Annotated in this window: 19 protein-coding genes, 1 tRNA gene, 2 pseudogenes and 2 riboswitches; of the genes and pseudogenes, 13 read left to right on the top strand and 9 right to left on the bottom strand. The window is 68.8% G+C overall.

Annotated elements, in window-relative coordinates:
- Positions 1-57: 57 nt before the first annotated feature.
- Both fliD and DID99_RS19095 read left to right on the top strand, forming a co-directional pair.
- The gene (fliD, locus tag DID99_RS19100) at positions 58-1,524 is read left to right on the top strand and encodes a flagellar filament capping protein FliD (RefSeq protein ID WP_124571377.1); all 1,467 of its coding nucleotides are present in this window, start codon (positions 58-60) and stop codon (positions 1,522-1,524) included.
- Between the two features lie 61 nt (positions 1,525-1,585).
- On the top strand, positions 1,586-1,885 hold the full coding sequence (locus DID99_RS19095) for a flagellar protein FliT (protein WP_124520513.1): 300 nt from the start codon (positions 1,586-1,588) through the stop codon (positions 1,883-1,885).
- A gap of 373 nt (positions 1,886-2,258) precedes the next feature.
- Here DID99_RS19095 and DID99_RS19090 read toward each other — a convergent pair.
- Positions 2,259-2,334 (bottom strand) — tRNA-Arg (locus tag DID99_RS19090).
- Between the two features lie 265 nt (positions 2,335-2,599).
- Between DID99_RS19090 and DID99_RS19085 the strand changes: the two genes are divergently transcribed.
- On the top strand, positions 2,600-3,499 hold the full coding sequence (locus DID99_RS19085) for a cytochrome c5 family protein (protein ID WP_124667296.1): 900 nt from the start codon (positions 2,600-2,602) through the stop codon (positions 3,497-3,499).
- A 97-nt stretch (positions 3,500-3,596) separates the two neighbouring features.
- On the opposite strand, the gene DID99_RS19080 is transcribed toward DID99_RS19085, so the two are convergent.
- Positions 3,597-5,684 (bottom strand): UvrD-helicase domain-containing protein, encoded by a 2,088-nt coding sequence (locus DID99_RS19080; protein ID WP_124486852.1) that lies wholly within the window; start codon positions 5,682-5,684, stop codon positions 3,597-3,599.
- A gap of 541 nt (positions 5,685-6,225) precedes the next feature.
- Here DID99_RS19080 and DID99_RS19075 point away from each other — a divergent pair.
- The 7 genes from DID99_RS19075 (at position 6,226) to DID99_RS19045 (ending at position 15,642) form a co-directional block, all read left to right on the top strand.
- Positions 6,226-7,278 carry an oxidoreductase gene (locus DID99_RS19075; RefSeq protein WP_044848371.1) on the top strand — a complete coding sequence of 351 codons (1,053 nt, stop codon included), beginning with the start codon at positions 6,226-6,228 and terminating at the stop codon, positions 7,276-7,278.
- 201 nt (positions 7,279-7,479) lie between these two features.
- Positions 7,480-7,848 carry a hypothetical protein gene (locus tag DID99_RS19070; protein WP_044848372.1) on the top strand — a complete coding sequence of 123 codons (369 nt, stop codon included), beginning with the start codon at positions 7,480-7,482 and terminating at the stop codon, positions 7,846-7,848.
- Positions 7,849-7,969: 121 nt separating this feature from the next.
- A riboswitch (glycine riboswitch) is annotated at positions 7,970-8,073 on the top strand.
- Positions 8,074-8,104: 31 nt separating this feature from the next.
- A riboswitch (glycine riboswitch) is annotated at positions 8,105-8,238 on the top strand.
- Between the two features lie 86 nt (positions 8,239-8,324).
- Entirely contained in the window at positions 8,325-9,443 is a 1,119-nt protein-coding gene (gcvT, locus tag DID99_RS19065) for a glycine cleavage system aminomethyltransferase GcvT (protein WP_124520466.1), read from the top strand.
- Between the two features lie 126 nt (positions 9,444-9,569).
- Complete coding sequence (gene gcvH / locus DID99_RS19060) at positions 9,570-9,950, top strand: glycine cleavage system protein GcvH (protein WP_044848374.1); 381 nt, start codon at positions 9,570-9,572, stop codon at positions 9,948-9,950.
- A gap of 59 nt (positions 9,951-10,009) precedes the next feature.
- Positions 10,010-12,937 (top strand): aminomethyl-transferring glycine dehydrogenase, encoded by a 2,928-nt coding sequence (gene gcvP / locus DID99_RS19055; RefSeq protein ID WP_124486850.1) that lies wholly within the window; start codon positions 10,010-10,012, stop codon positions 12,935-12,937.
- A 152-nt stretch (positions 12,938-13,089) separates the two neighbouring features.
- The gene (locus tag DID99_RS19050) at positions 13,090-14,223 is read left to right on the top strand and encodes an alginate lyase family protein (protein ID WP_124571375.1); all 1,134 of its coding nucleotides are present in this window, start codon (positions 13,090-13,092) and stop codon (positions 14,221-14,223) included.
- Between the two features lie 30 nt (positions 14,224-14,253).
- Positions 14,254-15,642, top strand: a complete 1,389-nt coding sequence (locus DID99_RS19045) for an L-serine ammonia-lyase (protein ID WP_124486848.1) — start codon at positions 14,254-14,256, stop codon at positions 15,640-15,642.
- Between the two features lie 66 nt (positions 15,643-15,708).
- Here the strand turns inward: DID99_RS19045 and DID99_RS19040 are convergent.
- From DID99_RS19040 to DID99_RS19030, 3 genes and pseudogenes are all read right to left on the bottom strand, one after another.
- A pseudogene (locus DID99_RS19040) lies at positions 15,709-15,843 on the bottom strand (VapC toxin family PIN domain ribonuclease); the annotation flags it as partial.
- 28 nt (positions 15,844-15,871) lie between these two features.
- Complete coding sequence (locus DID99_RS19035; protein WP_124486847.1) at positions 15,872-16,156, bottom strand: type II toxin-antitoxin system RelE/ParE family toxin; 285 nt, start codon at positions 16,154-16,156, stop codon at positions 15,872-15,874.
- Positions 16,153-16,464: pseudogene (locus tag DID99_RS19030) on the bottom strand (hypothetical protein); the annotation flags it as partial. The gene DID99_RS19035 and the pseudogene DID99_RS19030, both read right to left, overlap by 4 nt.
- A 119-nt stretch (positions 16,465-16,583) precedes the next feature.
- Here DID99_RS19030 and DID99_RS19025 point away from each other — a divergent pair.
- Positions 16,584-18,287: a thiamine pyrophosphate-binding protein gene (locus tag DID99_RS19025; protein WP_124667295.1), complete on the top strand. Its 1,704-nt coding sequence runs from the start codon at positions 16,584-16,586 to the stop codon at positions 18,285-18,287.
- Between the two features lie 2 nt (positions 18,288-18,289).
- Positions 18,290-19,378 (top strand): ADP-heptose--LPS heptosyltransferase, encoded by a 1,089-nt coding sequence (locus tag DID99_RS19020; RefSeq protein ID WP_124571373.1) that lies wholly within the window; start codon positions 18,290-18,292, stop codon positions 19,376-19,378.
- Between the two features lie 66 nt (positions 19,379-19,444).
- On the opposite strand, the gene DID99_RS19015 is transcribed toward DID99_RS19020, so the two are convergent.
- The 3 genes from DID99_RS19015 to DID99_RS19005 form a co-directional block, all read right to left on the bottom strand.
- On the bottom strand, positions 19,445-20,479 hold the full coding sequence (locus tag DID99_RS19015) for a helix-turn-helix domain-containing protein (RefSeq protein WP_124667294.1): 1,035 nt from the start codon (positions 20,477-20,479) through the stop codon (positions 19,445-19,447).
- 185 nt (positions 20,480-20,664) lie between these two features.
- The gene (locus DID99_RS19010) at positions 20,665-21,210 is read right to left on the bottom strand and encodes a hypothetical protein (protein WP_124667293.1); all 546 of its coding nucleotides are present in this window, start codon (positions 21,208-21,210) and stop codon (positions 20,665-20,667) included.
- 323 nt (positions 21,211-21,533) lie between these two features.
- The gene (locus tag DID99_RS19005) at positions 21,534-23,060 is read right to left on the bottom strand and encodes an aldehyde dehydrogenase family protein (protein WP_124486843.1); all 1,527 of its coding nucleotides are present in this window, start codon (positions 23,058-23,060) and stop codon (positions 21,534-21,536) included.
- A gap of 317 nt (positions 23,061-23,377) precedes the next feature.
- Here DID99_RS19005 and DID99_RS19000 point away from each other — a divergent pair, with 317 nt between their 5' ends.
- Positions 23,378-23,806, top strand: coding sequence for a pyridoxamine 5'-phosphate oxidase family protein (locus tag DID99_RS19000; protein WP_124486842.1), 429 nt, complete (start codon positions 23,378-23,380; stop codon positions 23,804-23,806).
- A 357-nt stretch (positions 23,807-24,163) separates the two neighbouring features.
- Here DID99_RS19000 and DID99_RS18995 read toward each other — a convergent pair whose 3' ends face one another.
- Positions 24,164-25,771 (bottom strand): MFS transporter, encoded by a 1,608-nt coding sequence (locus DID99_RS18995; RefSeq protein ID WP_124667292.1) that lies wholly within the window; start codon positions 25,769-25,771, stop codon positions 24,164-24,166.
- Between the last annotated feature and the right edge of the window lie 94 nt (positions 25,772-25,865).

The raw sequence follows: 25,865 nt of genomic DNA, 5'->3' as shown, positions 1-25,865 counted from the left end.
CAGGCACCGCGATGTCGATGCGCCTGACGGCGCACCTTTCAACAGACGGAGTCCTCGATGTCGACGACGAACATTTCCAGCACCACGGCCAACAGCGCGCTGACACAGGCGGCGCAGTCCATCATCAGCGGAGTGACGAACTCGAACACGGACACGTCCGCACTCGTTTCCGCGATGGTTACGGCCAAGATGGCCGCACAGACCACGCAGAACGTCAACCGGCAAAATCTCGACAACACCACGCTGTCGGCCATCGGCTCGCTCAAGTCGGCACTGTCCTCCCTGCAATCGGCGCTGTCCGGGCTCACCGACGGATCGGCTCTGGCGAAAACCACCGCCACCGCGAGCGGCAGCGGCCTGAGCGCCACCACGTCGACGGGCTCGGTCGCCGGCAGCTATTCGATTGCGGTAACGCAAGTCGCCACCGCGCAGAAGCTTGCACTGACAGCGGGCGTGCAGCCGTCCACCAAACAGCTCGGGACGGGCAGCCTCACCATCACGCTCGGCAGCGGCGCGCCGATGACCGTCGGAATCAACACCGGCAACAACACGCTCGCGGGCATCGCCAGCGCAATCAATTCGGCGAGTGGCAATCCCGGCGTGACCGCCACCGTCGTTACCGGCACGGATGGGTCGCACCTCGTGCTGACCTCGAACGTGACAGGGGCGGCGAACACGATCCAGGTATCGACCAATTCGACGGACGGGCTGGCCAGCCTCGCGACCGTCGACAGCTCGGGCGTCGCAACAAACAACTACGTCGAGAAAAACAACGCACAAGACGCGATGCTCAGCATCGACGGCATCACCAATATCCAGAGCGCCAGCAACACGATCACCGGCGCCATTACAGGCGTGACGCTCAACCTCGCCACGTCGGCGGCAAACACGACCCAAACCCTCACGGTCGCGGCGGACAACACGTCAGCGACCAACGCGATCAACGGCTTCGTCTCGGCATACAACTCATTCGTGAGCACCGCATCGTCGCTGTCGAGTTTCGACTCGACCGCCGCTGCCGGCAGCCAGGGCGGGCCGCTCATCGGCGATTCGATGCTGAATTCGATCGTCGGCTCGCTTGCGACAGCCCTTTCCAAGGGCGTAACAAGCGGCAGCAGCACCGTGAGCCTGAGCGCGATCGGCATCAACCTGACGCCGAACGGCACGCTCAGCGTCGATAGTGCGGCTTTGTCGAACGCCCTGACGTCCAATTCGGCGTCGGTAGCGACCGCCTTCAACGCGACAAATGGCATCGGCGCAGTGCTGAACAACAACATCACGTCGTATCTGCAGACGGGTGGGATCATCGATACGCGCGTCAACGCGCTGAACAGCGACCTCGCCGACGCGAAGACGCAAGCGAAGACCCTGCAAGCGTATGCGAATCAGTTGACCGATCAGTACAATGCGCAATTCACCGCCCTCAATACGCTCATGGCGCAGATGCAGAACAACTCGCAGTATCTGACGCAGTTGTTCGGCGGCACCAATAGCGCCGGCGCACTCGCCACCAACAAGTCATAAGGCCCACCGGATGTATCGAGCCGCGCGGTACTTTTGAAATGGCACTGGAGTGATCGTCACGATGGATCAACCCACATTACTCGCACGCGTGTGGCAACTGACGCAGGCAATCGAACATGCCGCGACGATGGCGGACTGGTGCGGCGCGGCGCGTCTCGCGGAAGCGCGCTCGCCCCTGCTGATGTCGCTGAGCGCACCGCAAACGCCCGATGCGCTGGCGATCATCCGCCGCATACAGGCGATCGACACAGCCATCGCGGCCGACGCGGAAACGACGCAGCGGGAGTTGCATGCGGAGTTTCAGGCCGCACTCGGACGGACCGAAGCTGCCGGCCGATATCAGCAGATCGCGCAACTGTAACTGCATTGCCACTGCATTGCCGCCAGGTACGTCGCGAGCGGCACTTCGCGCCGGACATTTACCTCCGGCCCGGCCATTCATCGCTTCGTTGCGATGAACGGCGTGCTCCGCACTAGCTCACCGACACCTCATCCCGCGCATGTTTGGCACACATCGTGATGAACGTTTCTTCCAGATTGCGGGCAAAGCCGTGGGGTCACATAGCGACGAAGCGAGCAGACGGTCGCGCAGCTCGTACGAAACGCCAAGGTATAGGCGCGAGCGAGGGACATGACTGCAGCGAAATTGCAGCAAAAAATCAGAAAAACCGTGGAAAAAGTACTGCCTGATAAGCTCGCACCCAGCGCAAGCCCTTGATTTATATAGACTTTCTTGGCGCGCCCGGCTGGGATCGAACCAGCAACCCCTGCCTTCGGAGGGCAGTACTCTATCCATTGAGCTACGGGCGCATATGACAGTGACGACAGCGAAACGACCCCAATAAACTGGCCGCCCACCATTGACAAGACCGCAAGGATACCCGGTTTCCCAAAACGCGTCCACCTTGCCCGCCGAAACCCCGTCAGGCCCGCAATTCGTGCGGGTAAACACGCGCCTTCGCGCCGCTCGCCGTGATGTAAACGTTCCGTCTATAATCGTCCGGACTCATTGGATCGCCAGCCATTTTGCCGTTGCACCGCGCTCACAATTCCTAATCACGGAGACGAGGCAAGCATGAGCGAAGCACCCCACGAATCTCCCGTCAAAACCCCCGGGCAGCTGATTGCCGTCGTCATCGCCTCATTCGCGATTCCGATCGCCCTGATCGTCCTGTTTGCCACTTATGCCAACCATGCGTTCCGTTCGGGCGCGGGCACGGATGCGCTATCCGACGAACAGGTCGCCGCGCGGATCGCACCGCTCGCGAAAGTCGACGTGAAGGACGCCAATGCGCCCCGCACGTACAAGACCGGCGAGGAAGTCTACAAGGCCGTGTGCGTGACCTGTCACGGCACGGGCGCCGCCGGCGCGCCGAAGTTCGGCAACAAGGACGACTGGGCACCGCGCATCTCGCAGGGCTTCGACACGCTGCTGAAAACGGCGCTGTCGGGCAAGGGCGCGATGCCGCCGCGCGGCGGCACGAGCCCCGACGACGTGAGCGACTATGAAATCGCGCGTGCGATCGTCTACATGGCGAACAACGACGGCGCGAACTTCCCCGAACCGGCTGCCCCGGCCGCCAATGCGGCACCGGCGGCGAGCGGCGCGGCGGGTGCGGCAGGCGCTTCGGGCGCCGATGCATCGAACGCGCAGGCCGCCGCTGCAATGGCCGCGATCGCCGCGATTCCGAAGGCCGGCGAAAAGCCCGCGGCCGCGCCGGCCAGCCCCGACGCCGCCTCCGCCGGCAAGGCGCTGTACACGCAGGTCTGCCAGGCGTGCCACGCGGCCGGCGTGCTCGGCGCGCCGAAGTTCGGCAGCAAGGAAGACTGGGCGCCGCGCCTGAAGGACTCGATGGATACCGTCTACAACTACGCGCTGCACGGCAAGGGCGCGATGCCGCCGAAGGGCGGGTCGAGCGCGTCCGACGCCGACGTGAAGGCGGCCGTCGACTACATGGTCAACGCGTCGAAGTAACGCCTGCCGGCCAGAAAAAACCCCCGCGGCGCACACGCATCGCGGAGGTTTCGTTTATCCGGATCGCCGGGGCGTCCGTGCGCCGAAGCGCGCCGCCTCACTTCTGCAACAGCGCCTTCAGGCTCGCGAGCCGGTCCTTCGGCGTCATCGGCGCTTCCTCCGGCGTGGGCGGCGGCGCTTCGTCGAGCCCCATCTCGGGAATGAAGCGCGACGGCTCGCACACGACCGTCTCGCGCGCCCGCTTGCGCTTCTTGCACCAGTTCAGGTGGAGGCTGCGCTGCGCGCGCGTGATCGCGACGTACATCAGCCGGCGCTCCTCCTCGATCCGCTCGTTGTCGATCGGGCCGTCGTCCTCGCTGCCGCCGCGGTGCGGCATGATGCCCTCCTCGACGCCGACCAGGAACACGTGCGGATACTCGAGCCCCTTCGACGCATGGACGGTCGACAGCCGCACGGCATCCGGATCCTCGTCCTTGCCTTCGAGCATCGACATCAGCGCGACGGTCTGGATCAGGCCGAGCAGGTTCTTGCCGGTGTCCGCAAGCCCGTCCGCGTTGTGGAAGCCGTCGGCCTCGCCGTCGACGGCTTCGGTCTCGGGCTTGGTGCCCTTGCGCTTCAGCCATTCGAGGAATTCGAGCACGTTCTGCCACTTCGACTGCGCCTGCCGCTCGTCGAACGCGTCGTACAGGTAGGCCTCGTAGTGAATGGCCTCCATCATGTCGTCGAGCACGACGGTCGCGGGCTCCTTGTCCGCGCGATCGGTCAGGCGCTGGATGAAGTCGCAGAACATCCTGAGCGGCTCGACCTGCCGCGCGGACAGCCGCGCCTCGATCCCGCCCATGTACACGGCCTCGAACAGCGACACCTTCGCCTGGCCCGCGAACGAGCCGAGCGCCTCGAGCGTCGTGTTGCCGATGCCGCGGCGCGGCGTCGTGACCGCGCGGATGAACGCGGGATCGTCGTCGGCGTTCGCGATCAGCCGCAGGTACGCGCACAGGTCCTTGATCTCGGCCTTGTCGAAGAACGACTGGCCACCCGACAGCACGTATGGAATCCGCTCGCGCCGCAGCACCTGCTCGAAGATTCGCGCCTGGAAGTTGCCGCGATACAGGATCGCGTAGTCGCGGAACTGCGCGCGCCGCTCGAACTTGTGCGCGGACAGCCGGAACACGACCGATTCGGCCTCATGCTCCTCGTCGTTGCACGGCGTGACGGTGATCGAGTCGCCCATCCCGTGCTCGGACCACAGCTTCTTCTCGAACAGCTTCGGGTTGTTCGCGATCACGTTGTTGGCAGCGGTCAGGATCCGCACCGTCGACCGGTAGTTCTGCTCGAGCTTGATCACGTGCAGCTTCGGGAAGTCCTTGCCGAGCTGCGCGAGGTTCTCGAGCGTAGCGCCGCGCCAGCCGTAGATCGCCTGGTCGTCGTCGCCCACCGCCGTGAACGCGGCGCGCGGGCCGGCGAGCAACTTCAGCAGCTCGTACTGGCACGCGTTGGTGTCCTGGTATTCGTCGATCAGCAGGTAGCGCAGCTTGTTCTGCCAGCGGTCGCGCACCTGCTCGTTCTTCGCGAACAGCTCGGCCGGCAGGCGGATCAGGTCGTCGAAGTCGACCGCCTGGTATGCATGCAGCGTCGCGACGTAGTTGCGGTAGACCAGCGCCGCCTGGTGCTCGTCCTCGTTGGCCGCGATCGTCATCGCCTCCTCGGGCATGATCAGGCCGTTCTTCCACAGCGAGATGGTGCTCTGGATCTTGCGGATCAGGCCCTTGTCGGTGGTGCCGATCTGCTCCTGGATCATCCCGAAGCAGTCGTCCGAATCCATGATCGAGAACTGCGGCTTCAGGCCGACGTGCTCGGCCTCCTGGCGCAGGATCTGCACGCCGAGCGAGTGGAACGTACACACGGTGAGCTGGTTGACGGGCACCTTGCGGCCTTCCTTGCCGGGCGTGGTGAGCGTCTTGCCCTCGAGCAGCTTCGACACGCGCTCGCGCATTTCGGCGGCGGCCTTGTTCGTGAACGTGACGGCCGCGATGTGGCGCGGCTCGAAGCCTTTCGCTTCGATCAGGTGCGCGATCTTCTGCGTGATCACGCGGGTCTTGCCGCTGCCCGCGCCGGCGAGCACGAGGCAGGGACCGTCGAGGTAGCGCACCGCTTCGTTCTGAGCGGAGTTGAGGCCTGCGGACATGATGGCGGATGATGTTGCGGTTGACGGCGAACGCCGGGAGGATGCCGCGCGCGACGGGCCTGGAATGCAGGCGGACACACGGGGCAGGACGCGCATGTTAACACGTCGGCGACGCGCTTTTCGGGAGCGCCGCCGGACGGGGCCGGGCGGGCAGGCGGTCGTTTCTCGGGCGGCGTGTGCCGGCTTTTCGTGCGGGCAAGCTGCCGTTTCGCCTTCTTGTCGGGTTCTTTATCCAGTCCTCGCCGATCCTTGTCCGGACGGCCAATCCGGCCCCATCCACGGCCCGATCGGTCACAATGGGCGGCCGTCGCGGTGGCAAGCCCGCGGCGGGACGCGCCCCCAACGCCGCCCGCGGGGTCGATGCGCGCAGCGCCCGGCGGTCCGACGCAAATTGCCGGCTGCGGCCGCGCACCTGCCGTGTCCTGCCGAGCATTTTGCCGAACGCGTCGGTGTGCGCCGCCGCGCCATGCCAAAATAGCCGGTCGTCCTCGCGCCCCAGCGGCGCGCCCTCTTTTCGTTTCGTACGCAGCCAGGGATTGCCATGTCGTCATTGCTCAGGATTGGTTTGATGGGTTTCGGTTTCGCCGGCGCGACGTTCCACGCGCCGGTGATCGCCACGAGCGGCCGCACCGAGGTCGCCGCGATCGCGACGGGGCAACCCGATCGCGCGCGCGCCGCCTTTCCGGGCGCCCGCATCGTCCCCGATCTCGACACGCTGCTCGGCCTCGACGATATCGACTGCGTGGTGATCGCCACGCCGAACGACACGCACTTCGCGCTCGCGCGCCAGGTGCTCCAGGCCGGCCGCCACGTCGTCGTCGACAAGCCCGTCACGCTCACGGCCGACGAAGCGCTCGCGCTTGCGCGGCTCGCGAACGCGCGCAGCCGCCTGTTCGCACCGTTCCACAACCGCCGCTGGGACGGCGACTTCCTCACCGTGCGCCGCATCGTCGAATCCGGCGAACTCGGCCGGCTCACCTATTTCGCGTCGCACTTCGACCGCTTCCGGCCGACGCCGCGCACGCGCTGGCGCGAGGAGCCCGCGCGCGGCGGCGGCCTGCTGCTCGATCTCGGCCCGCACCTGATCGATCAGGCGCTCGCGTTGTTCGGGCTGCCGGAAACGGTCAGCGCAACGGTCAAGACACGCCGCGACAACGGCACGGCGCCCGATTTCGTGCACCTGCTGCTCGGCTATCCGGACAAGGACGTCGCGCTGCATGCGAGCGCGCTGTCGGCGATCGAGCCCGCGCGCTTCACGCTGCACGGCACGCGCGGCAGCTACCAGAAGTTCGGGCTCGACACGCAGGAAGACCAGTTGAAGGCCGGCCTCACGCCGGATCACGTCGAGTTCGGCGGCGGCAACCCGCCCGGCGTGCTGCGCGTGCTCGACGGCGAGGTCGAGGTCGAGCGGCCTGTGCCGACGCTCGACGGGCAGTACGCGGAGTTCTATCGCGCGCTCGCCGCGTCGGTCCACGACGGCGCGCCGTTCCCGGTCACGCCGCAGGACGCAGTCGACGTGATGACGATCATCGAGCTCGCCGCGCAGAGCGAGCACGAAGGCCGCCGGGTACCGTTCGTGCGTCGCACCGTCTGACGGCCGCCGGCCGGGTCGTCGCCCCGGCCGCAGCCGCCACCTCGCGCCGCGCCGCGCCCGGCTGCGCGCCCCCGTCAGCCGCCACGGCGCCACGATCCCGAACATTCCGTTACAAATGGTGCGGGAACGAAAGTCAGCGGTCGTCCGGTCTGACGCGTTTCTCAAAAAGTCGATCCGACACCAAACCGTCAGGAGAATGTGATGCAACGGTTGATTCGCGCAGCGGCATGCTGCGTCCTGGTTTCCTCGCTCGCGGCCTGCGTCGTGCAGCCGCAGCGGCCGGCCCGACAGGCGCCCCCGCCCCCGCCGCGGCCGAATCCGCAGGTCGTCGCGAACGATCGCCTGCAGGAGGTCCAGGGCCGGATCGACAACCTGCACCGGCGCATCGACGCGCGCGTGAACGGCGGCTACTACCCGCCGCCGTACGGCGCGCAGCTGCACCACCGCCTCGACGTGATCCGCCAGGAAGCGAACGACATGTCGGGCCAGCACAACGGCGGCCTGTCCGGCGACGAGCAGCGCGTGCTGAACCAGGAACTCGACACGGCCGCGCGCGCGATCGGCGAGTAATCGCGGCCATGCCGGCGCCCGCCGGTGCCGGCAGAAGCGGCGGCGCCGCACGCCGCCGCTTGTCGCGAAGCGACATTCTTTTGCTCAAATTGACAATGCCCACCCGCTCGCGTACAGTCGCCCGCACGCGTCGGGAGAGCGTGTGACCGCGTAGCAGCAACGCCGGTCGCGCCGCCGAAGGGGCACACCCGCAAACTCTCAGGCAAAAGGACCGACCGCGTCGGGGAATCCCGTCCGCGCATTGCGCGGGCCGCACTCCCCGCACTCTGGAGAGCGGCAGTAGCCCGCAGCACATTGGCTGCGCGGGCAGGCTGCCCACCGAAGGGGCGCGCGTTCGCCGGCTCGTGGCCGCGGCGCAATCTCTCAGGTATCGAGGACAGAGGGGCATGTACCGGATCGTTTCGCAGGCCCCAAGGCCGCGACGGTCGGCACATGGCCGTTCTGACCCGCGCGCAAGCGCCTTGCCTGAGGCCTCGATGACTGCACTGAATCAAACCCCGCTCAACGCCGCGCACCGCGCGCTCAATGCCCGCATGGTCGACTTCGGCGGCTGGGACATGCCCGTCAACTACGGCTCGCAGATCGAAGAACACGAAGCCGTGCGCACCGACGCCGGCATGTTCGACGTGTCGCACATGTGCGTCGTCGATTTCACCGGCAGCCGCGTGCGCGCGTTCTTCGAGCACGCGATCGCGAACAACGTCGGCAAGCTCAAGATCCCCGGCAAGGCGCTCTACTCGTGCCTGCTCAATCCGCAGGGCGGCGTCATCGACGACCTGATCGTCTATTACTTCACCGAAGACTTCTTCCGCGTCGTCGTCAACGCCGGCACGGCCGAGAAGGACATCGCGTGGTTCAACCAGCTCAACGAACAAGGCGGCTACGGCCTGACCATCGCGCCGCGCCGCGATTTCGCGATCGTCGCCGTTCAGGGCCCGAACGCCCGTGAAAAGGTCTGGACGACGGTGCCCGCCGCGCGCGCCGCGACCAGCGAGCTGAAGCCGTTCAACGCCGCGCAGGTCGCCGGCACGCCGTTCGGCGACCTCACCGTCGCGCGCACCGGCTACACCGGCGAAGACGGCTTCGAGGTGATCGTCCCGGCCGTGCACGTCGTAGCGCTGTGGAACGCGCTGCAGCAAAACGGCGTGCGCCCGTGCGGGCTTGGCGCGCGCGACACGCTGCGCCTCGAGGCCGGCATGAACCTGTACGGCCAGGACATGGACGACACCGTCTCCCCGCTCGACGCGGGCCTCGCATGGACGGTCGACCTGTCGGCGCCGCGCGAGTTCGTCGGCCGCGCCGCGCTCGAGGCAAACGGCACGCGCGCCGCGTTCGTCGGCCTGATCCTGCAGAAGGAAAACGGCAAGGCGGGCGGCGTGCTGCGCGCGCACCAGAAGGTCGTCACGCCGCACGGCGAAGGCGAGATCACGAGCGGCACGTTCTCGCCGTCGATGCAGGAGTCGATCGCATTCGCGCGCGTGCCGGCGGCCGTCCAGGTCGGCGACACGGTCCACGTGCAGATTCGAGACAAGCAACTTCCCGCGCGCGTGGTAAAACTGCCGTTCGTGCGCAACGGCAAGGTCCTCGCTGCGTAACGACCGGGAGGCGACCGGGAGGCCGCCTGCCGCGAAGCCGGGAAATGGCGCCCGGCGCAACCACACCCGGCGCGCCCCGGCGGCGCGCCAGCATAACGAACACACCCTTTTATCCAGGAGCATCCGATGAGCAACGTCCCGGCCGATCTGAAGTACACCGACGAACACGAGTGGGTCCGCACCGAAGCCGACGGCACGCTGACGGTCGGCATCACCGATCACGCGCAGAGCACGCTCGGCGACATCGTCTTCCTCGAGCTGCCGCAAGTCGGCAAGTCGGTGAACGCGGGCGACGCCGTCGGCGTCGTCGAATCGGTGAAGGCGGCATCCGACATCTACTCGCCGGTGTCCGGCGAAGTCGTCGCCATCAACGAAGAAGCCGCCGACTCGCCGGAAGAAGTGAACAGCGACGCATACGGCGTGTGGCTCTTCAAGATCAAGCTCGCGGCCGGCGCCTCGACCGACAAGCTGATCGACGCTGACGCCTACAGCAAGCTGATCGACTAATTTTCCTTACCCGAACCGCGCGGGGCCGGCCTCGGCCCGCGCGGGACCAGAGTCACGCCATGAAGCTCGAACACCCGGACCGCCTGATGAACCGCACGCCCCTCTCGCTCGCCGCGCTCGAAACGCACGACGCGTTCGCAGAACGCCACATCGGCCCCGATGCCGCCAGCCAGCAGGCCATGCTCGACACGCTCGGCTTCGCGTCGCGCGCCGCCCTGATCGACGCCGTGATCCCGGCCTCGATCCGCCGCGCCGAAACGCTGCCGCTCGGCCCGTTCGCGCAACCGAAGAGCGAGGCCGAAGCCCTCGCCGCGCTGCGCGCCCTGGCGGACAAGAACCAGGTGTTCCGCTCGTATATCGGCCAGGGCTATTACGACTCGCACACGCCGGCCGTGATCCTGCGCAACGTGCTCGAAAACCCGGCGTGGTACACGGCCTACACGCCGTACCAGCCCGAAATTTCCCAGGGTCGCCTCGAGGCGCTCCTGAACTTCCAGCAGATGGTCGCCGACCTCACGGGCCTCGCGATCTCGAACGCATCGCTGCTGGACGAAGCAACCGCCGCGGCCGAAGCGATGACGCTGCTGCAGCGCACCGGCAAGCCGGCGTCGAACGTGTTCTACGTCGCCGACGACGTGCTGCCGCAGACGCTCGAAGTGATCCGCACGCGCGCGCTGCCGATCGGCATCGAGGTCAAGACGGGCCCGGCGGCCGACGCCGCGCAGGCGAACGCGTTCGGCGTGCTGCTCCAGTACCCGGGCGTGTACGGCGACGTGCGCGACTACCGCGCGCTCACCGAAGCGATCCACGCGGCCGGCGGCCATGTGGTCGTCGCGGCCGACCTGCTCGCCCTGACCGTGCTGACGCCGCCCGGCGAATGGGGCGCGGACGTCGCGGTCGGCAACACGCAGCGCTTCGGCGTGCCGATGGGCTTCGGCGGCCCGCACGCCGCGTACATGGCCGTGCGTGACGAATTCAAGCGCCAGATGCCGGGCCGCCTGGTCGGCGTGACCGTCGACGCGCAGGGCAAGCCCGCGCTGCGCCTCGCGCTGCAGACGCGCGAACAGCACATCCGCCGCGAGAAGGCGACGTCGAACGTGTGTACCGCGCAGGCGCTGCTCGCGATCATGGCGAGCATGTACGCGGTCTACCACGGCCCGCACGGCCTGAAGACGATCGCGCTGCGCGTGAACCGCATCGCGGCGCTGTTCGCCGCCGGCGTGAAGCAGCTCGGCTTCGCGACCGTCAACGACACGTTCTTCGACACGCTGACGATCGATACCGGCGCACGCACCGCGCAGGTCCACGAATTCGCGAAGGCCAAGCGCATCAACCTGCGTCGCGTGAGCGACACGCAAGTCGGCGTGTCGGTCGACGAAACGACGACCCGCGACGACCTCGCCGATCTCCTCGCCGTGTTCGCGCAGGCCGCGGGCGGCACCGCGCCGGCCGTGGACGCGCTGGACGCGGGCCTCGGCGGCGTCGCCGTGCTGCCGGCCGGCCTCGAGCGCACGAGCGCGTACCTGACGCACCACGTGTTCAACCGCCACCATTCCGAAACCGAAATGCTGCGCTACCTGCGCAGTCTGTCGGACAAGGATCTCGCGCTCGACCGTTCGATGATCCCGCTCGGTTCGTGCACGATGAAGCTGAACGCGACGTCGGAAATGCTGCCGGTCACGTGGCCCGAATTCGGCCGGATCCATCCGTTCGCGCCGGCCGAGCAGACCGTCGGCTACCGCGAGATGATCGACCAGCTCGAGCAGATGCTCGTCGCCGCGACCGGCTATGCGGCCGTGTCGCTGCAGCCGAACGCCGGCTCGCAGGGCGAATACGCGGGCCTCTTGATCATCCACGCATACCACGCATCGCGCGGCGAAGCGCATCGCGACGTATGCCTGATCCCGGCCTCCGCGCACGGCACGAACCCGGCGTCGGCGCACATGGCCGGCATGAAGGTCGTGGTCGTCGCGTGCGACGCGCAGGGCAACGTCGACATCGCCGACCTGAAGGCGAAGGCCGAGCAGCACGCGAACGATCTCGCGGCGATCATGATCACGTATCCGTCGACGCACGGCGTGTTCGAGCAGAACGTCCGCGAGATCTGCGAGATCGTGCATGCGCACGGCGGCCAGGTGTACGTCGACGGCGCGAACATGAACGCGATGGTCGGCCTGACCGCGCCGGGCCAGTTCGGCGGCGACGTGTCGCACCTGAACCTGCACAAGACCTTCTGCATCCCGCACGGCGGCGGCGGCCCGGGCGTCGGCCCGGTCGCGGTCGGCGCGCACCTCGCGAAGTTCCTGCCGAACCAGCGTTCGACCGGCTACGCGCGTGCGGAAGACGGCATCGGCGCGGTGTCGGCCGCGCCGTACGGCTCGGCGTCGATCCTGCCGATCTCGTGGATGTACATCGCGATGATGGGCGCGAAGAACCTGACCGCCGCGACGGAAACCGCGATCCTCAACGCGAACTACATCGCGAAGCGCCTCGCGCCGCACTATCCGGTGCTGTATTCGGGCCCGGGCGGGCTGGTCGCGCACGAGTGCATTCTCGACCTGCGCCCGCTCAAGGAAACGAGCGGCATCAGCGTCGACGACGTCGCGAAGCGCCTGATGGACTACGGCTTCCATGCGCCGACGATGAGCTTCCCGGTGCCGGGCACGCTGATGGTCGAGCCGACGGAATCGGAATCGCAGGAAGAACTCGACCGCTTCATCGCCGCGATGATCGCGATCCGCGAGGAAATCCGTGCCGTCGAGGAAGGCCGCGCCGACCGCGAGGACAACCCGCTGCGTCACGCGCCGCACACGGCAGCCGTCGTCACCGCGAACGAATGGCCGCACGCGTACTCGCGCGAGCAGGCGGCGTACCCGGTCGCGTCGCTCGGCACGAACAAGTACTGGCCGCCGGTCGGCCGTGCGGACAACGCCTACGGCGACCGCAACCTGTTCTGCTCGTGCGTGCCGGTGTCGGACTACGCATAACGCTGCCCGCGCTCCGGAGTCCGGCCGTGACCACACCGCACGCAACCCTCGGTTGCGTGCGGTTTTTGCGTCCGCTGCCTGCCCGATCGATTCACGCTTGCCCGCCAATCCGGCTAACATCACACGCGATCCAGCCAATCAAGGAGTTCCGCATGGTGCGTCCGATGTTTCCGGGCCAGGGTGCCACGCAGGAGCGGCCGCGCACGCGCCGCGTCGTGCCGCTGCTCGTCGCGTCGCTGTCGTTGGCCGCCGGCCTCGGCACGGCCGGCAGCGCGCGCGCGGCGATGAATTTCTGCGCGGCGCCCGCGTTGCAGGCGAGCGAGACGACGCAGGCCGAGCCGGGCGTGCAGGCACTGATCCGCAGCGTCGACGCGCGCATCGGCGAGCAGCCGAAGGCAATGGCGCGCGTGCACACCGAGGGCACGCTGCCGCACGAAGGCATCTACGACCAGAGCGTCGATGCGCTGAAGGACATGGAGCTGATGCGCGATGCCGCGCTCGCGTGGCGCGTGACCAATGCGCCGCGCTACCTGCAGCTCGTCGACCGCTTCCTGTCCGCGTGGGTGTCGACCTATCAGCCGGGCTTCAACCCGATCGACGAGACGCGCTTCGACAGCCTGATCATCGCGTACGACATGACGGCGAGCGCGCTGCCGGTCAAGACGCGTAACGCGACGGCGGCGTTCATCGCGAAGCTCGGCGCCGGTTACGTCGCGCAGATCGACGCACAGAAGCGCCCGCTCGCCGGCACCTGGCGCAACAACTGGCAGAGCCACCGGATCAAGCTGATCGCGCTGTCCGCGTTCACGCTCGGCGACCGCAAGATGATGAACGCCGCGCAGCGGCTGTTCGTCGAGCATCTCGCCGACAACATCGGCCCGGACGGCAAGACCTGGGATTTCGAGGAACGCGATGCGCTGCATTACGCGGTGTACGACTTGCAACCGCTGGTGACGGCCGCGCTCGCCGCGCGCCGCTTCAACCGCAACTGGCTGCGCGAGCGCGGCGCGAACGGCGCGACGCTCGCGGCCGCGCTCGACTGGCTCGTGCCGTACGCGCTCGGCGAGAAAACGCACGAGGAATTCGTGAATTCGCCGGTGCCGTTCGACGCGAAGCGCCGCGAGGCCGGCTTGCCGGGTTATACGGGGCAGTGGGACCCGAAAAACGCCACCGAACTCTTTCATCTGGCCGCGCGTCTCGACGGGCGCTATGCGCGCGTCGCGCGGCAACTCTCCCCCATGCCGCCCGCATGGCTCGCCGCGTGCCTGCCATTGCAGGCGCGCTAGCATTATTCTTAAAGCAAGGCAGGTATCAAGATGGCAGTCAGCGTGTTTGACCTCTTCAAGATCGGCATCGGCCCGTCCAGTTCGCATACGGTCGGACCGATGCGCGCGGCGCTGATGTTCGTGCAGGGCCTCGAGCGAGACGGGATGCTCGACGCGACGGCCAGTGTGAAGGTCGAGCTGTACGGCTCGCTCGGCGCGACCGGCAAGGGCCACGGCACCGACCGCGGCGTGATGCTCGGCCTGCTCGGCGACGCGCCCGACACCGTCGATCCCGAGACGATCGACGCGCGTCTGGAAGATGTCCGCAAATCGAAGAAGCTCGCGCTGCTCGGCACGCATCCGGTGCCGTTCGTGCTGAAGGAGAACATCGCGTTCTACCGGCAGGCGCTGCCCGAACACCCGAACGGCATGAAGCTGCGCGCGTCCGACGCGAACGGCGACGTGCTGGTCGAGCGCACCTACCTGTCCGTCGGCGGCGGCTTCGTCGTGACGGCCGGTGCGCCGAACACGAAGGTGCTGAGCGCGGCCGAGCAGATGACGCATCCGTTCCGCACCGGCGCCGAGCTGCTCGCGCTGACCGAGTCGACCGGCAAGTCGATCGCGCAGCTGATGTGGGAAAACGAGCGCGCGTGGCACACCGAGGAAGAGACGCGCGACGGGCTGCTGAAGATCTGGGCCGTGATGCAGTCGTGCGTGTCGCGCGGCTGCGGGATCGGCAACCCGGAAGCCGACGGCAACCTGCCCGGCCCGTTCCAGGTCAAGCGCCGTGCGCCGCAGCTGTATCGTGCGCTGACCGGCCATCCGGAGCGCGCGCTGCAGGATCCGCTGTCGATGGTCGACTGGATCAACCTGTATGCGATCGCGGTCAACGAGGAAAACGCGGCCGGCGGCCGCGTCGTCACCGCGCCGACCAACGGCGCGGCCGGCATCATCCCGGCCGTGCTGCACTACTACACGCGCTTCACGCCGGGCGCGAACGAACAGGGCGTGATCGACTTCCTGCTGACCGCCGCCGCGATCGGCATCCTGTACAAGCTCAACGCGTCGATTTCGGGTGCGGAAGTGGGCTGCCAGGGCGAAGTGGGCGTCGCGTGCTCGATGGCGGCCGGCGCGCTCGCGGCCGTGCTCGGCGGCACGCCGCGCCAGGTCGAGAACGCGGCCGAGATCGGGATGGAGCACAACCTCGGCCTCACCTGCGACCCGGTCGGCGGGATGGTGCAGATCCCGTGCATCGAGCGCAACGCGATGGCGTCGGTGAAGGCGGTCAACGCGGCGCGCATGGCGCTGCGCGGCGACGGCTCGCACTACGTGTCGCTCGACTCGGTGATCAAGACGATGCGCGAGACGGGCGCCGACATGAAGACGAAATACAAGGAAACGTCGCGCGGCGGGCTGGCGGTGAATATCGTCGAGTGCTGATGCAGGGTCCGGCGGTCATGCGGGTGGATCGATATCACGCATGACCGTCGGACACCATCACCGCCATCAATCGTTCAGCCAGTTCTCCAGCCGCAATCCCGGATAGCTGACGAAATCCCGCTCGTTGTTGGTCACGAGCGCGACGTCGAGCGACACCGCATGCGCGGCGATCAGCTTGTCGAGATGATCCTTCTTCCGCTGCTCGACGCCGACTTGCGGATATCGGGCATCACGGCCACTGCCGTCGCGCATGCAGCACGCGGAGGATCTCGACGATCCCCTCAGCCGGTCTGATGCGATACACGAGCACGTGGTTCGGCGCGACCACCAGTTCGCGCGTGCCTGCCACTCGCCCTTGCCGATACAGCTCTGCACGGGCCGGCAACGTGGCGGCCCTTTGTTCCAGCGGTTCGTCGAGTTCGATTGCGGCCTGCGGGTCGTCCTCGCCGATGTAGTCCATGATCGCGGCGCGATCCTCGTACGCCTTCGGATTCCAGTGCAGCGCGAAGGTCAAGAAGCATCCCCTCGCCTGCCCGCGAGCCGTTCACGCAGCGCCGCACGGCGCGACGCGAAGTCGGCGCTCACCTCCGCGTCGGGAATCGACGCGCGCGGGTCGTCCAGCGCCTGCTGCACCTGCTCGCGAAACCAGCGATCGTGGGCCGCCGCCTCGTGTGCCGCCCTCATCGCGGCCGCCCGATCGGGCCGGGTCGCCCGACCGGCCGCATCCGGGTCGAACTCCGACGCATCCACATCGAAACGGCTGATGCCGATGTCGCGCAGAAAGCCGACCAGCGTTTCAAAGCGGCGAAACACCCGCACGTCGCGTGCAACATCCACGCCCCCGAGCTCCCCGCGTTCCGACACTTTTCATCGGCCAGCGTGCCGGCGCCCCGACAACAGGCGTAATCTGTACATCCCGCTACCCAGGGAGACGGCAGCCCATGTCGCATTCCAAGGATCTCGAGCCGCGCGCCACCACCGGCGCGCGACTGCTCGTCGATGCGTTGCTCGCCAATCACGTCGAACGCGTGTTCTGCGTGCCGGGCGAGAGCTTTCTCGCCGTACTCGATGCGCTGGCGGACGACACCGCGCGGATCCAGACGGTCGTCTGCCGCCACGAAGCGGCGGCCGCGAACATGGCGGAAGCGGTCGGCAAGCTGACCGGCCGCCCCGGCATCGCGTTCGTCACGCGCGGGCCCGGCGCGACCCACGCGTCGATCGGCGTGCACACCGCATTCCAGGATTCGACGCCGATGATCCTGTTCGTCGGCCAGTGCGCGCGCGAGCACCTCGACCGCGAAGCCTTCCAGGAAATCGACTACCGCCGGATGTTCGGCCAGATGGCGAAATGGGTCGCGCAGATCGACGACCCGCGCCGCATTCCCGAATATCTGAGCCATGCCTTCCACGTCGCGACGTCCGGCCGGCCCGGCCCGGTCGTGCTCGCGCTGCCCGAGGACGTGCTGTCCGACGCGTGCGCGCCGCAGCCCGTCGTGCCGGCCGCGAAACGCGTCGCGGCGTCGCCGTCGGCCGCGCAGGTCGACGAGCTGCGCGAACGGCTCGCGCGCGCCGAGCGGCCGTTCGCGATCGTCGGCGGCAGCGGCTGGACGCCCGACGCATGCGCGAACCTGCGCACCTTCGTCGAGCGCTGGCAACTGCCGGTCGCGTGCGCGTTCCGCTTCCAGGACACCTTCGACAACGCGCACCCGAACTACGCGGGCGACGTCGGCCTCGGGATCAATCCCGCGCTCGCCAAGCGGATCCGCGACGCCGACCTGCTGCTGGTGCTCGGCCCGCGTCTCGGCGAAGCGACGACGGGCGGCTACACGCTGCTCGACATCCCGAAGACGCGCCAGACACTGATCCACGTGCACCAGGGCGCGGACGAGCTCGGCCGCGTGTATGCGGCCGACCTGCCGATCGTGTCCGGGATGCCGGAAATCGCGGCGCCGCTCGCGGCGCTCGAACCGCCGGCGCGCCCCGTGTGGGCCGGCACGGCTGCCGACGCGCACCGCGCGTACCACGAATGGCACGCGCCGCTGCCGATGCCCGGCGACGTCCAACTCGGCGACGTGATGGTGCAGTTGCGCGAGCGCCTGCCGCACGACGCGATCCTGACCAACGGCGCCGGCAACTACGCGATCTGGCTGCATCGCCACTTCGCGTACCGGCACTTTCGCTCGCAGCTCGCGCCGACCAGCGGCGCGATGGGCTACGGGCTGCCCGCGGCGCTCGCCGCGAAGTCGCTGTATCCGTCGCGGGCCGTCGTCGCGCTCGCCGGCGACGGCTGCTTCATGATGGCCGGCAACGAACTCGCGACCGCGATGCAGTACGGGCTGAACATCGTCGCCATCGTCGTCAACAACGGGCATTTCGGCACGATCCGCATGCATCAGGAGCGCAACTATCCGGGGCGCGTGCACGGCACCGGGCTCACGAACCCCGATTTCGCCGCGTATGCGCGCGCGTTCGGCGCGCATGGCGAGACGGTCGAGCGCACCGCCGACTTCGCGCCGGCACTGGAGCGCGCACTGACCTGCGGGCTGCCGGCGCTGATCGAGATCCGCATCCCGCAGGACGCCAGCACGCCGGCCGCGACGCTCGAGCAGATCCGCGAGCAGGGCCGCCGCGCACGCGGCGCGTGATCATGGAAATGCGCGCCGCGCCGGCCGGCCTCGCGCTGTCGCGCGACCACGCGCTGACGCACCCGGGCACGCTGCTCGCGCCCGACGGCACGCTCGTCGCCCCCTACGACCTCGAGCACGGCAGCGGCCCCGCGGAGGATCACGTGCCGGCCGCACCGGCGCTCGGCCTGCTGCACGCCGCCCACCGGCCGTTCCGGCTCGACTACGGCCGCACGGCGGACGTGTACGTGATCAACGGAATGGGCGTCGCGCTCGGCGACTCGGTGATCGGGCTGACCGCGCTCGCCGCGCTGCGCGCGATGCATCCCGGCCTGCGCTTCACGCTCTACCGGCCGGCCCGCGCGCCGCGCTACGTCGACGCGCTGTATGCGCTCGCCGCCGACGTCGTCGCGCCGTCGCGTGCGCTGCCGTGCGCCGCCGACGCACTGCCCGAGCACGCGCCGCGCATCGATCTCGGCAATCACCTGTACTGGCCCGCTTTCGCGCGACAACCGATGATCGACTTCTTCCTCGACGCGCTCGGCACGGACCCGGCCACGGTGCCGGCCACCGCGAAGCGCAATCGCTGGCTCGCGCGGCTGCCCCTGCCCGCCCTGCCGGCCGAATGGCGGCGGCCGTACGTGCTGTTCTGCCCGAGCGCGAGCACCGCGGTGCGCAGCGTGCCGCCGGCGCTGCGCGCGGCTTTCGTGGAGCGGCTCGCGCGGCGTTACGGGCTGCCGGTGGTCGGCTTCGGCCCCGTCGCGCATCCGGCCTATGTCGACGTGAGCCGCGACGCGGCCGATACCGCGCGCTTCATTGCCTGGGTCAGGGGGGCGAGCGTGCTGTTCGCGCCCGACACGGCCGCGCTGCATCTCGCCGACGGTTTCGACGTGCCGACGCTCGGCTGTTTCACGACGATCGGCCCGGCGCTGCGCGTGCGCGACTATCCGCACTGCGTACCGGTCGCGCTCGATGTGCCGGACGCATTGCACGGGCTGCATCGCAGCGAGCGGCCGGACGACCTCGCGGCGGTCGAAGCCGCTTACCGGGCGATCGACTGGGATGCCTTGCCGTGGCCTGCGCCGCGCGAAGCGGCGGCTACCGCCGGATAGGGATGGAGAAAAGGGAGTCGCCCGGATGACCGGACGCACCGCGGCATCCGCGCGCCGCCGCCCGCCTCACCCGGCCGCCACCGTCACCGCCCGCTCGCGCAGCGTCTCCGACGGCCGCTTGCCGAACAGCCGCCGATAGTCGGTCGCGAACTGGCTCAGGTGCCAGAAGCCCCACGCCTCCGCAACGTCCTGCACCGAACCGGCCGCCCGCCCGCACAGGTCGCGCCGCGCGCCGTTCAGCCGCAGCGTGCGCAGATAGGTCGCTGGCGCCATGCCGAGCACGTCCTGGAAACAGTACTGCAGCGTGCGCCGGCTCACGTGCAACTGCTCGCACAGCTCGGGCACGCCGACCGGGCGCGTGCGGTGTGCGAGCACGTACTCGCGCGCCTGCTCGACGATCCAGCGCCGTGTCGACGGGGCGCCGCCCGCGCCGTCGTCAACCGGTTGCGCACACGCGTCGAACAGCGCGGCCAGCACCTCGGCCTGCAGGTCGTCGCGCTGTGCGTCGGGCAGCGGCCCGCCCGCGGCCGCCGCGCCGTCGAGGCGGCCGCCGAGCAGCGCACACAGGCGCGCGAGCCGCATATCGCCGATCTGGATCACGCGCTGCGCGAACAGCCGCTCGTCGAGCGCACGGTGTTCGACTTCCTCCGCGTAGCGGCGCAGCACGTCGCCGCGCACGACCACGCCATAGATCGAGAACTGCGCGGGTGTCAGCAATTCGAATTCGACGTTGCCGGGCCGGAACGCGAGCGCGCCGGGGCCGATGCGGCACGCATCGACCCGCGCGGTGCCGTCGCTCGTCAGCGGGATGCCGAACCAGTACGCGTCGCCGCGCACCTCGCACGCCTGCCGCAGCAGGTGGCTGGTCGATTCGCGAAACAGCTTCATCGTGTCGAGCGGCAGCTCGGTCAGCGTGCCGACGAAGCGGCCGGCCGCGAGCTGGTCGTAGGTCTGCCGCCAGCCGATCAGGTTGCGCGCCTGCTCGTCGGCGTCGTGCGCGACGCTGACCACGGCCTGGCCGGCCAGCGCGTCGTCGCCCTGCGCGCTGCACCGCGTGTCCTCGGCCGTCGGCTCGGCCATGCACTCCACTCGTTGACCCATCATGTTCTCCTCACCCGCCCGGGACCACGTCCAACACGCAAGTCCCGTGCCGATCCGCGTTGTCCGGCGACAAGCCCGTCATTCAACGCCGTGCGGCCGATGCGCGCCATGCGGGCGCACCCGGAGGCGGCATGCCGCGCACCGCGCGGGTGCGGCATGCGTGCCGCCGGCCGCCCGGCGACGCGCTACGCGCCCGGCCGCAACCGCACGACCCGCGTGCCGCAGTTGCCGTACGCCTGCGCGACCGCCAGTTCGACGATCGGACTGCCCGCCGGCCAGGGCGCCGCGTCCGCTTCCGGCAGATCGGTGCGCAACGTCGCGCGGCCGTTGATCCGATAGCGGATGCCGCGCACGAAATCGATGAACAGCAGCCCGACGCCGCAGCCGTCGCACGCCAGCGCATCGAGCCGGTGGCCGCCGTGCGCCGGCAGCGCGAAGCGCAGCGTCTTCGTGTCGATCACGCGCACGACCGGCCATAGATCGCCGTTCGCGTCGCGCATGCCCTGCACGATGTCGCAGGTCATGCGCGACGGGGCCGGGCCGCCGCTCGTCGTGCCGACGAACATGAACGGCTGCGATTCGACGAACTGGCGCACACCGATGCTCAGCCGCGTCGTCACGACGTCGCTCATCCGCTCGGCTTCGTCGGCGACGCCGAAGCGGTGATGCGCGTCGAGCTCGCCCGCGTGAAACACCGGGTGACGCGGATAGGATCCGGGCAGTTCTGACATGCTGGTTTCCGTCGGGGCCATCGGGGTGCGATACGGGCACGATACGGGCGCGAACGCGCACCGGCCGGTGCGAATGCCGACGCCCGTATCGAAGGTCGGAACACGAAAACGGCGAAGTGCCGGACGAACCGGCGCCAGCGCATTGCCGCCTCGCCGCGGACGCCGCCCGACGGCCGAAGGCTGGACAGCCAGCGCCCGACCGCCGCACCTTCCACGGCAAGCCGGCACCGGACGCGTCGCCGCCGTCCGGCACCGGCCGCCGTACCGGGCAGCGTCGCGCTGCCGCCCGGCCGGCCCCGGCACTTCGCCCCCTGCTGCGGCGATCAGAAGAACCCGAGCGCCTCGGCCTGGTAGCTGACCAGCAGGCACTTCGTCTGCTGATAGTTCGACAGCGCCATCTTGTGCGTCTCGCGGCCGATGCCGGACTGCTTGTAGCCGCCGAACGCCGCGTGCGCCGGGTACAGGTGGTAGCAGTTGGTCCACACGCGGCCGGCCTCGACCTCGCGGCCCATCCGGTACGCACGCGTGCCGTTGCGCGTCCACACGCCCGCGCCGAGCCCGTAGAACGTGTCGTTCGCGAGTTCGATCGCCTCCTGCTCGTCCTTGAACGTCATCACCGACGCGACCGGCCCGAAGATCTCTTCCTGGAACACGCGCATCTTGTTGTTGCCGAACAGCATCGTCGGCTTCACGTAATAGCCCGTGCCGAGGTCGGCGGCCGGTGCCGTGCGCTCGCCGCCCGTCAGGCATTGCGCGCCTTCGTCGCGGCCGATGTCGATGTACGACAGGATCTTGTCGAGCTGCTGCTGCGACGCCTGCGCGCCGATCATCGTCTGCAGGTCGAGCGGGTGGCCGCCCTTGATGCGCTCGACGCGCGCGACGGCCTTCTCGATGAAGCGTTCGTAGATCGATTCCTGGATCAGGATCCGCGACGGGCACGTGCACACTTCGCCCTGGTTGAGCGCGAACATCGCGAGGCCTTCGAGCGCCTTGTCGAGGAACGCGTCGTCCTGGTCGAGCACGTCGGCGAAGAAGATGTTCGGGCTCTTGCCGCCCAGTTCGACCGTCGACGGGATCAGGCTCTCGGCCGCCGCGCGCAGGATGTGCTTGCCGACCGGCGTGGAACCGGTGAACGCGATCTTCGCGATCCGCTTGCTGGTCGCGAGCGCCTCGCCCGCTTCCTTGCCGAAGCCGCTGACGATGTTGATCGTGCCGGCCGGGAACAGGTCGCCGATCAGCTCCATCAGCACCAGCACCGACGCGGGCGTCTGCTCGGCCGGCTTCATCACCACGCAGCAGCCGGCCGCGAGCGCCGGTGCGAGCTTCCACGCGGCCATCAGCAGCGGGAAGTTCCACGGGATGATCTGGCCGACGACGCCGAGCGGCTCGTGGAAGTGATACGCGACGGTGTTGTCGTCGATCTCGGAGATGCCGCCTTCCTGCGCGCGGATGCAGCCCGCGAAATAGCGGAAGTGGTCGATCGCGAGCGGCAGGTCGGCCGCCATCGTCTCGCGCAGCGGCTTGCCGTTGTCGATCGTCTCGGCCACCGCGAGCAGCTTCAGGTTCTTTTCCATCCGGTCGGCGGCGGCGAGCAGCAGGTTCGCGCGCTCGGTGACCGACGTCTTGCCCCACTTGCGGCGCGCGGCGTGCGCGGCATCGAGTGCGACCTCGATGTCGTCGGCGCTGGAACGCGGCACGCGGCAGAACGGCTTGCCGTTGATCGGCGACACGTTCTCGAAATACTCGCCCTTCACCGGCGGAACCCACTTGCCGCCGATGTAGTTGTCGTACTGCTGACGGTACGGGTATTCGACGTCGAGGCCCAGTTGTTTCAGGTCAAACGGGTTCATACATGTCTCCTGTTCATCGTGCTTGTGTGAATGCAGCGCCGGTTGGATCGCGCTGCACGGTTTACGCAACATGCGTGCCAAACCGGGCGAGAACGGAACAGGAGCGGTGCGTCCGGGCGCCCGCCGGGGGCGATGCCGGCGCACCGAACACGAGTGTCCCGATTCTGAACACCGGGACGGCACAGCGGGTACGACGGGTGTTCGGATTTTTCACAGCGCAGCTGCGCACGCACCGCTGCGCGTCACGCTCGCCGCATGGCATGTCGCTTGCGTGCGGAACGCGGATCCGCACGCATCGGCCACGCGCCGACCGAACCATGAACCAACCGGGCCCCTTGAGCGACGATGTCGTCGCGTTCATCCATGAACAGGCATTCCTGATCGTCGCGACCGCGAACGCGGCGGGCGACGCCGACTGCTCGTATCGCGGCCGGCAGCCGCGCGCGGATGGTTCGTTCGCCCCGCTCGTCGACCTGCCCGATCGCCGCACGCTCGTGCTGCCCGACTTCGCGGGCAACAACCTGTTCAACACGATCGGCAACCTGCTCGTGAATCCGGCGATCGCGCTGCTGTTCGTCGATTTCGTCCGGCAGACGACGTGGCTCGTGCAGGGGCGCGCGACGATCGACGAAGAGGCGGGAAGCCGCGCGCAGCTGTGGCCGGATGCGCTGCGTTATGTGGTCGTTGACGTGGAAAGCGCGCACGCGCGGGCCGATGCGGAATTGCCGCCGCTCGTGCTGGCGTGAGGCGCCGCACCATGCCGTCGTTGCGGCAAGGCGCGCGTGCCTGGGCCGGTGAGGCGCTGCGGCCGCTCGTGCTGGCGTGAGTTGCCGCACCATGCCGCCGTCGCGGCAAGGCGGGCGCGCATGGGCCGATGAGGCGCTGCGGCCGCTTGCGCAAACGTGACGCGCCGGGTGAGTCGTCGGTGCAGGAGCGCGCCGGCGCCGTTCCCGATGAACGTGTGCCCGGCGACGCAACGCTCTACGGTCATTCGCGCGGGGCCGATCGTCGGTACGCGGATTCGCGCCATCGCAAAATGCCCGGGCGCGCGGTCCGCGATTGTCGACCTGCACGCCCCCGACGACGCCCCGCTCACCGCACACTCACCGCCCGCTTGCTTCCACGCAAGCCGGTTCGGTCCGGCGACGCGCCCGCGCGTCGGTATGCGCCTGTTCGCCGTCATCGCCGCGCGCTTCCGCCACTGCAGGCCGTGCACCGAGAAACGCGAACACCACCACCGCACACAGCACCGTGACGACCGCGAGCCCGATCAGCAGCCGATCGAATGCATGCACATAGCTCGCGAGCAGCGCCGCACGACCGACGCCCGGCAACCCGGCCGCCGCACCGGCGAGATCGCCGGTCGCGAGGCGCGCGGCCGCCCGCAGCGTCGCGTCGGATGTTCCCGTCGCCGCCTGCCGCAAATCGGCGTGCGCGAGGGTCGCCAGCACCGCGCCGGCGATCGCTAACGCGATCCCTTCGCCCGCCACGCGCGTCGTGCTGAAGATCCCGGTCGCCATCCCCGCGCGCTCCTTCGGCACGACGCTGACCGACAGCCCGTCCATCAGCCCCCACGGCATGCCGGCCCCGATGCCGATCGCGAGCATCGGCGCGATCGCCGCCGGCCCCGCGCCGCCGCGCAGCGCGACGCCCAGCCATACGAGGCCCGCCGCCGCGAGCAGGAGCCCGAGCCCCGAGATCACGCCGGCCGACAGCCAGCGCGTGAGCGTCGCCGCGACGAGCGGCACGACGAGCATCGGCGCGGAGATCGCGAGCATCAGCCAGCCCGCGTCGATTTCGCTGAAACCGTCGATGCCGATGAAGCGCAGCGGCAGCACGACGAGCAGCACGATGTAACAGCAGCAGGTCGACACCGGCAGCACCTGCACGCCGACGAAGCGCGGAATCCGGAACAGCGAGAGGTCGAGCATCGGCCGCGCGACGCGCGTCTCGATCGCGACGAATGCGCACGCGCCGAGCGCCGCGCCCGCCAGCAGCACAACGACGAGCGGATGCGTCCAGCCGCGCGCGGGTGCCTCGATCACGCCGAACGTGAACAGCGTGAGCGCGGCGGTGAACGCTGCGGTGCCGGGCCAGTCGAGCCCCGTCGCGTGCGGATCGCGCGACTCGTGCATGCGTGGCAGCCCGAACCCGAGCGACAGCGTGCCGGCCGCCGCGCCCGTGACGAAGATCGCGCGCCAGCCACCGTGCGCGATCAGCGAGCCGGCGAGCACCGGCCCGAACGCGAGCCCGATGCCGAAGGTCGTGCCGAGCAGGCTGAACGCACGCGTGCGCGCCGCGCCGTCGAACTCCTGCGCCAGCGCGGCCGTGCCGCCCGCGAGCGCCGCGGCCGCCGCGAGCCCTTGCGCGCCGCGCAGCAGGTCGACCGCGAGCATCGACGGCGCGAACGCGAGCGCAACCGACATCAGCGTGAAGCCGCCGACGCCAATCGCGAACACGCGCTTGCGGCCGAACTGGTCGGCCAGCGCGCCCGCCGCCATCAGGAAACTGCCGAACGCGAGCATGAACGCGTTGGTGATCCAGTTCATCGCGACCGGGCCGCCGTGCAGGTCGCGGCCGATCGCGGGCGTCGCGACCGCGCCGCCCGAAAACGACAGCGGCAGCGCGACGGCGGCCATGCAGACGGCGGCCAGCACCCACGCGCGCCGGCGTGCCGATGTGGCTGAATCGGCTGAAAACGGGTGATCCATCATTGCTCCTCGAAAAGCCGGCGCGGATGCGCCTCAAGCGCGATCAAGGATAATTTCGATTCAATCACCGAAAAACAATGCGTTGCTCCGTATA

Source organism: Burkholderia sp. Bp8986, assembly GCF_003854225.1.
Classification (GTDB): domain Bacteria; phylum Pseudomonadota; class Gammaproteobacteria; order Burkholderiales; family Burkholderiaceae; genus Burkholderia.
This window is presented reverse-complemented; position numbering and strand designations above follow the sequence as displayed.

Bases quoted from the DNA above. Each gene is read 5' to 3' on its own strand.
- DID99_RS19095 (WP_124520513.1), top strand. From the start codon at position 1,586: ATGGATCAACCCACATTACTCGCACGCGTGTGGCAACTGACGCAGGCA.
- DID99_RS18995 (WP_124667292.1), bottom strand. From the start codon at position 25,771: ATGGATCACCCGTTTTCAGCCGATTCAGCCACATCGGCACGCCGGCGC.
- DID99_RS19025 (WP_124667295.1), top strand. From the start codon at position 16,584: ATGTCGCATTCCAAGGATCTCGAGCCGCGCGCCACCACCGGCGCGCGA.
- gcvT (WP_124520466.1), top strand. From the start codon at position 8,325: ATGACTGCACTGAATCAAACCCCGCTCAACGCCGCGCACCGCGCGCTC.
- DID99_RS19045 (WP_124486848.1), top strand. From the start codon at position 14,254: ATGGCAGTCAGCGTGTTTGACCTCTTCAAGATCGGCATCGGCCCGTCC.
- DID99_RS19070 (WP_044848372.1), top strand. From the start codon at position 7,480: ATGCAACGGTTGATTCGCGCAGCGGCATGCTGCGTCCTGGTTTCCTCG.
- DID99_RS19005 (WP_124486843.1), bottom strand. From the start codon at position 23,060: ATGAACCCGTTTGACCTGAAACAACTGGGCCTCGACGTCGAATACCCG.
- gcvH (WP_044848374.1), top strand. From the start codon at position 9,570: ATGAGCAACGTCCCGGCCGATCTGAAGTACACCGACGAACACGAGTGG.
- DID99_RS19050 (WP_124571375.1), top strand. From the start codon at position 13,090: ATGGTGCGTCCGATGTTTCCGGGCCAGGGTGCCACGCAGGAGCGGCCG.
- gcvP (WP_124486850.1), top strand. From the start codon at position 10,010: ATGAAGCTCGAACACCCGGACCGCCTGATGAACCGCACGCCCCTCTCG.
- DID99_RS19020 (WP_124571373.1), top strand. From the start codon at position 18,290: ATGGAAATGCGCGCCGCGCCGGCCGGCCTCGCGCTGTCGCGCGACCAC.
- fliD (WP_124571377.1), top strand. From the start codon at position 58: ATGTCGACGACGAACATTTCCAGCACCACGGCCAACAGCGCGCTGACA.
- DID99_RS19080 (WP_124486852.1), bottom strand. From the start codon at position 5,684: ATGTCCGCAGGCCTCAACTCCGCTCAGAACGAAGCGGTGCGCTACCTC.
- DID99_RS19010 (WP_124667293.1), bottom strand. From the start codon at position 21,210: ATGTCAGAACTGCCCGGATCCTATCCGCGTCACCCGGTGTTTCACGCG.
- DID99_RS19015 (WP_124667294.1), bottom strand. From the start codon at position 20,479: ATGGGTCAACGAGTGGAGTGCATGGCCGAGCCGACGGCCGAGGACACG.
- DID99_RS19085 (WP_124667296.1), top strand. From the start codon at position 2,600: ATGAGCGAAGCACCCCACGAATCTCCCGTCAAAACCCCCGGGCAGCTG.
- DID99_RS19000 (WP_124486842.1), top strand. From the start codon at position 23,378: ATGAACCAACCGGGCCCCTTGAGCGACGATGTCGTCGCGTTCATCCAT.
- DID99_RS19075 (WP_044848371.1), top strand. From the start codon at position 6,226: ATGTCGTCATTGCTCAGGATTGGTTTGATGGGTTTCGGTTTCGCCGGC.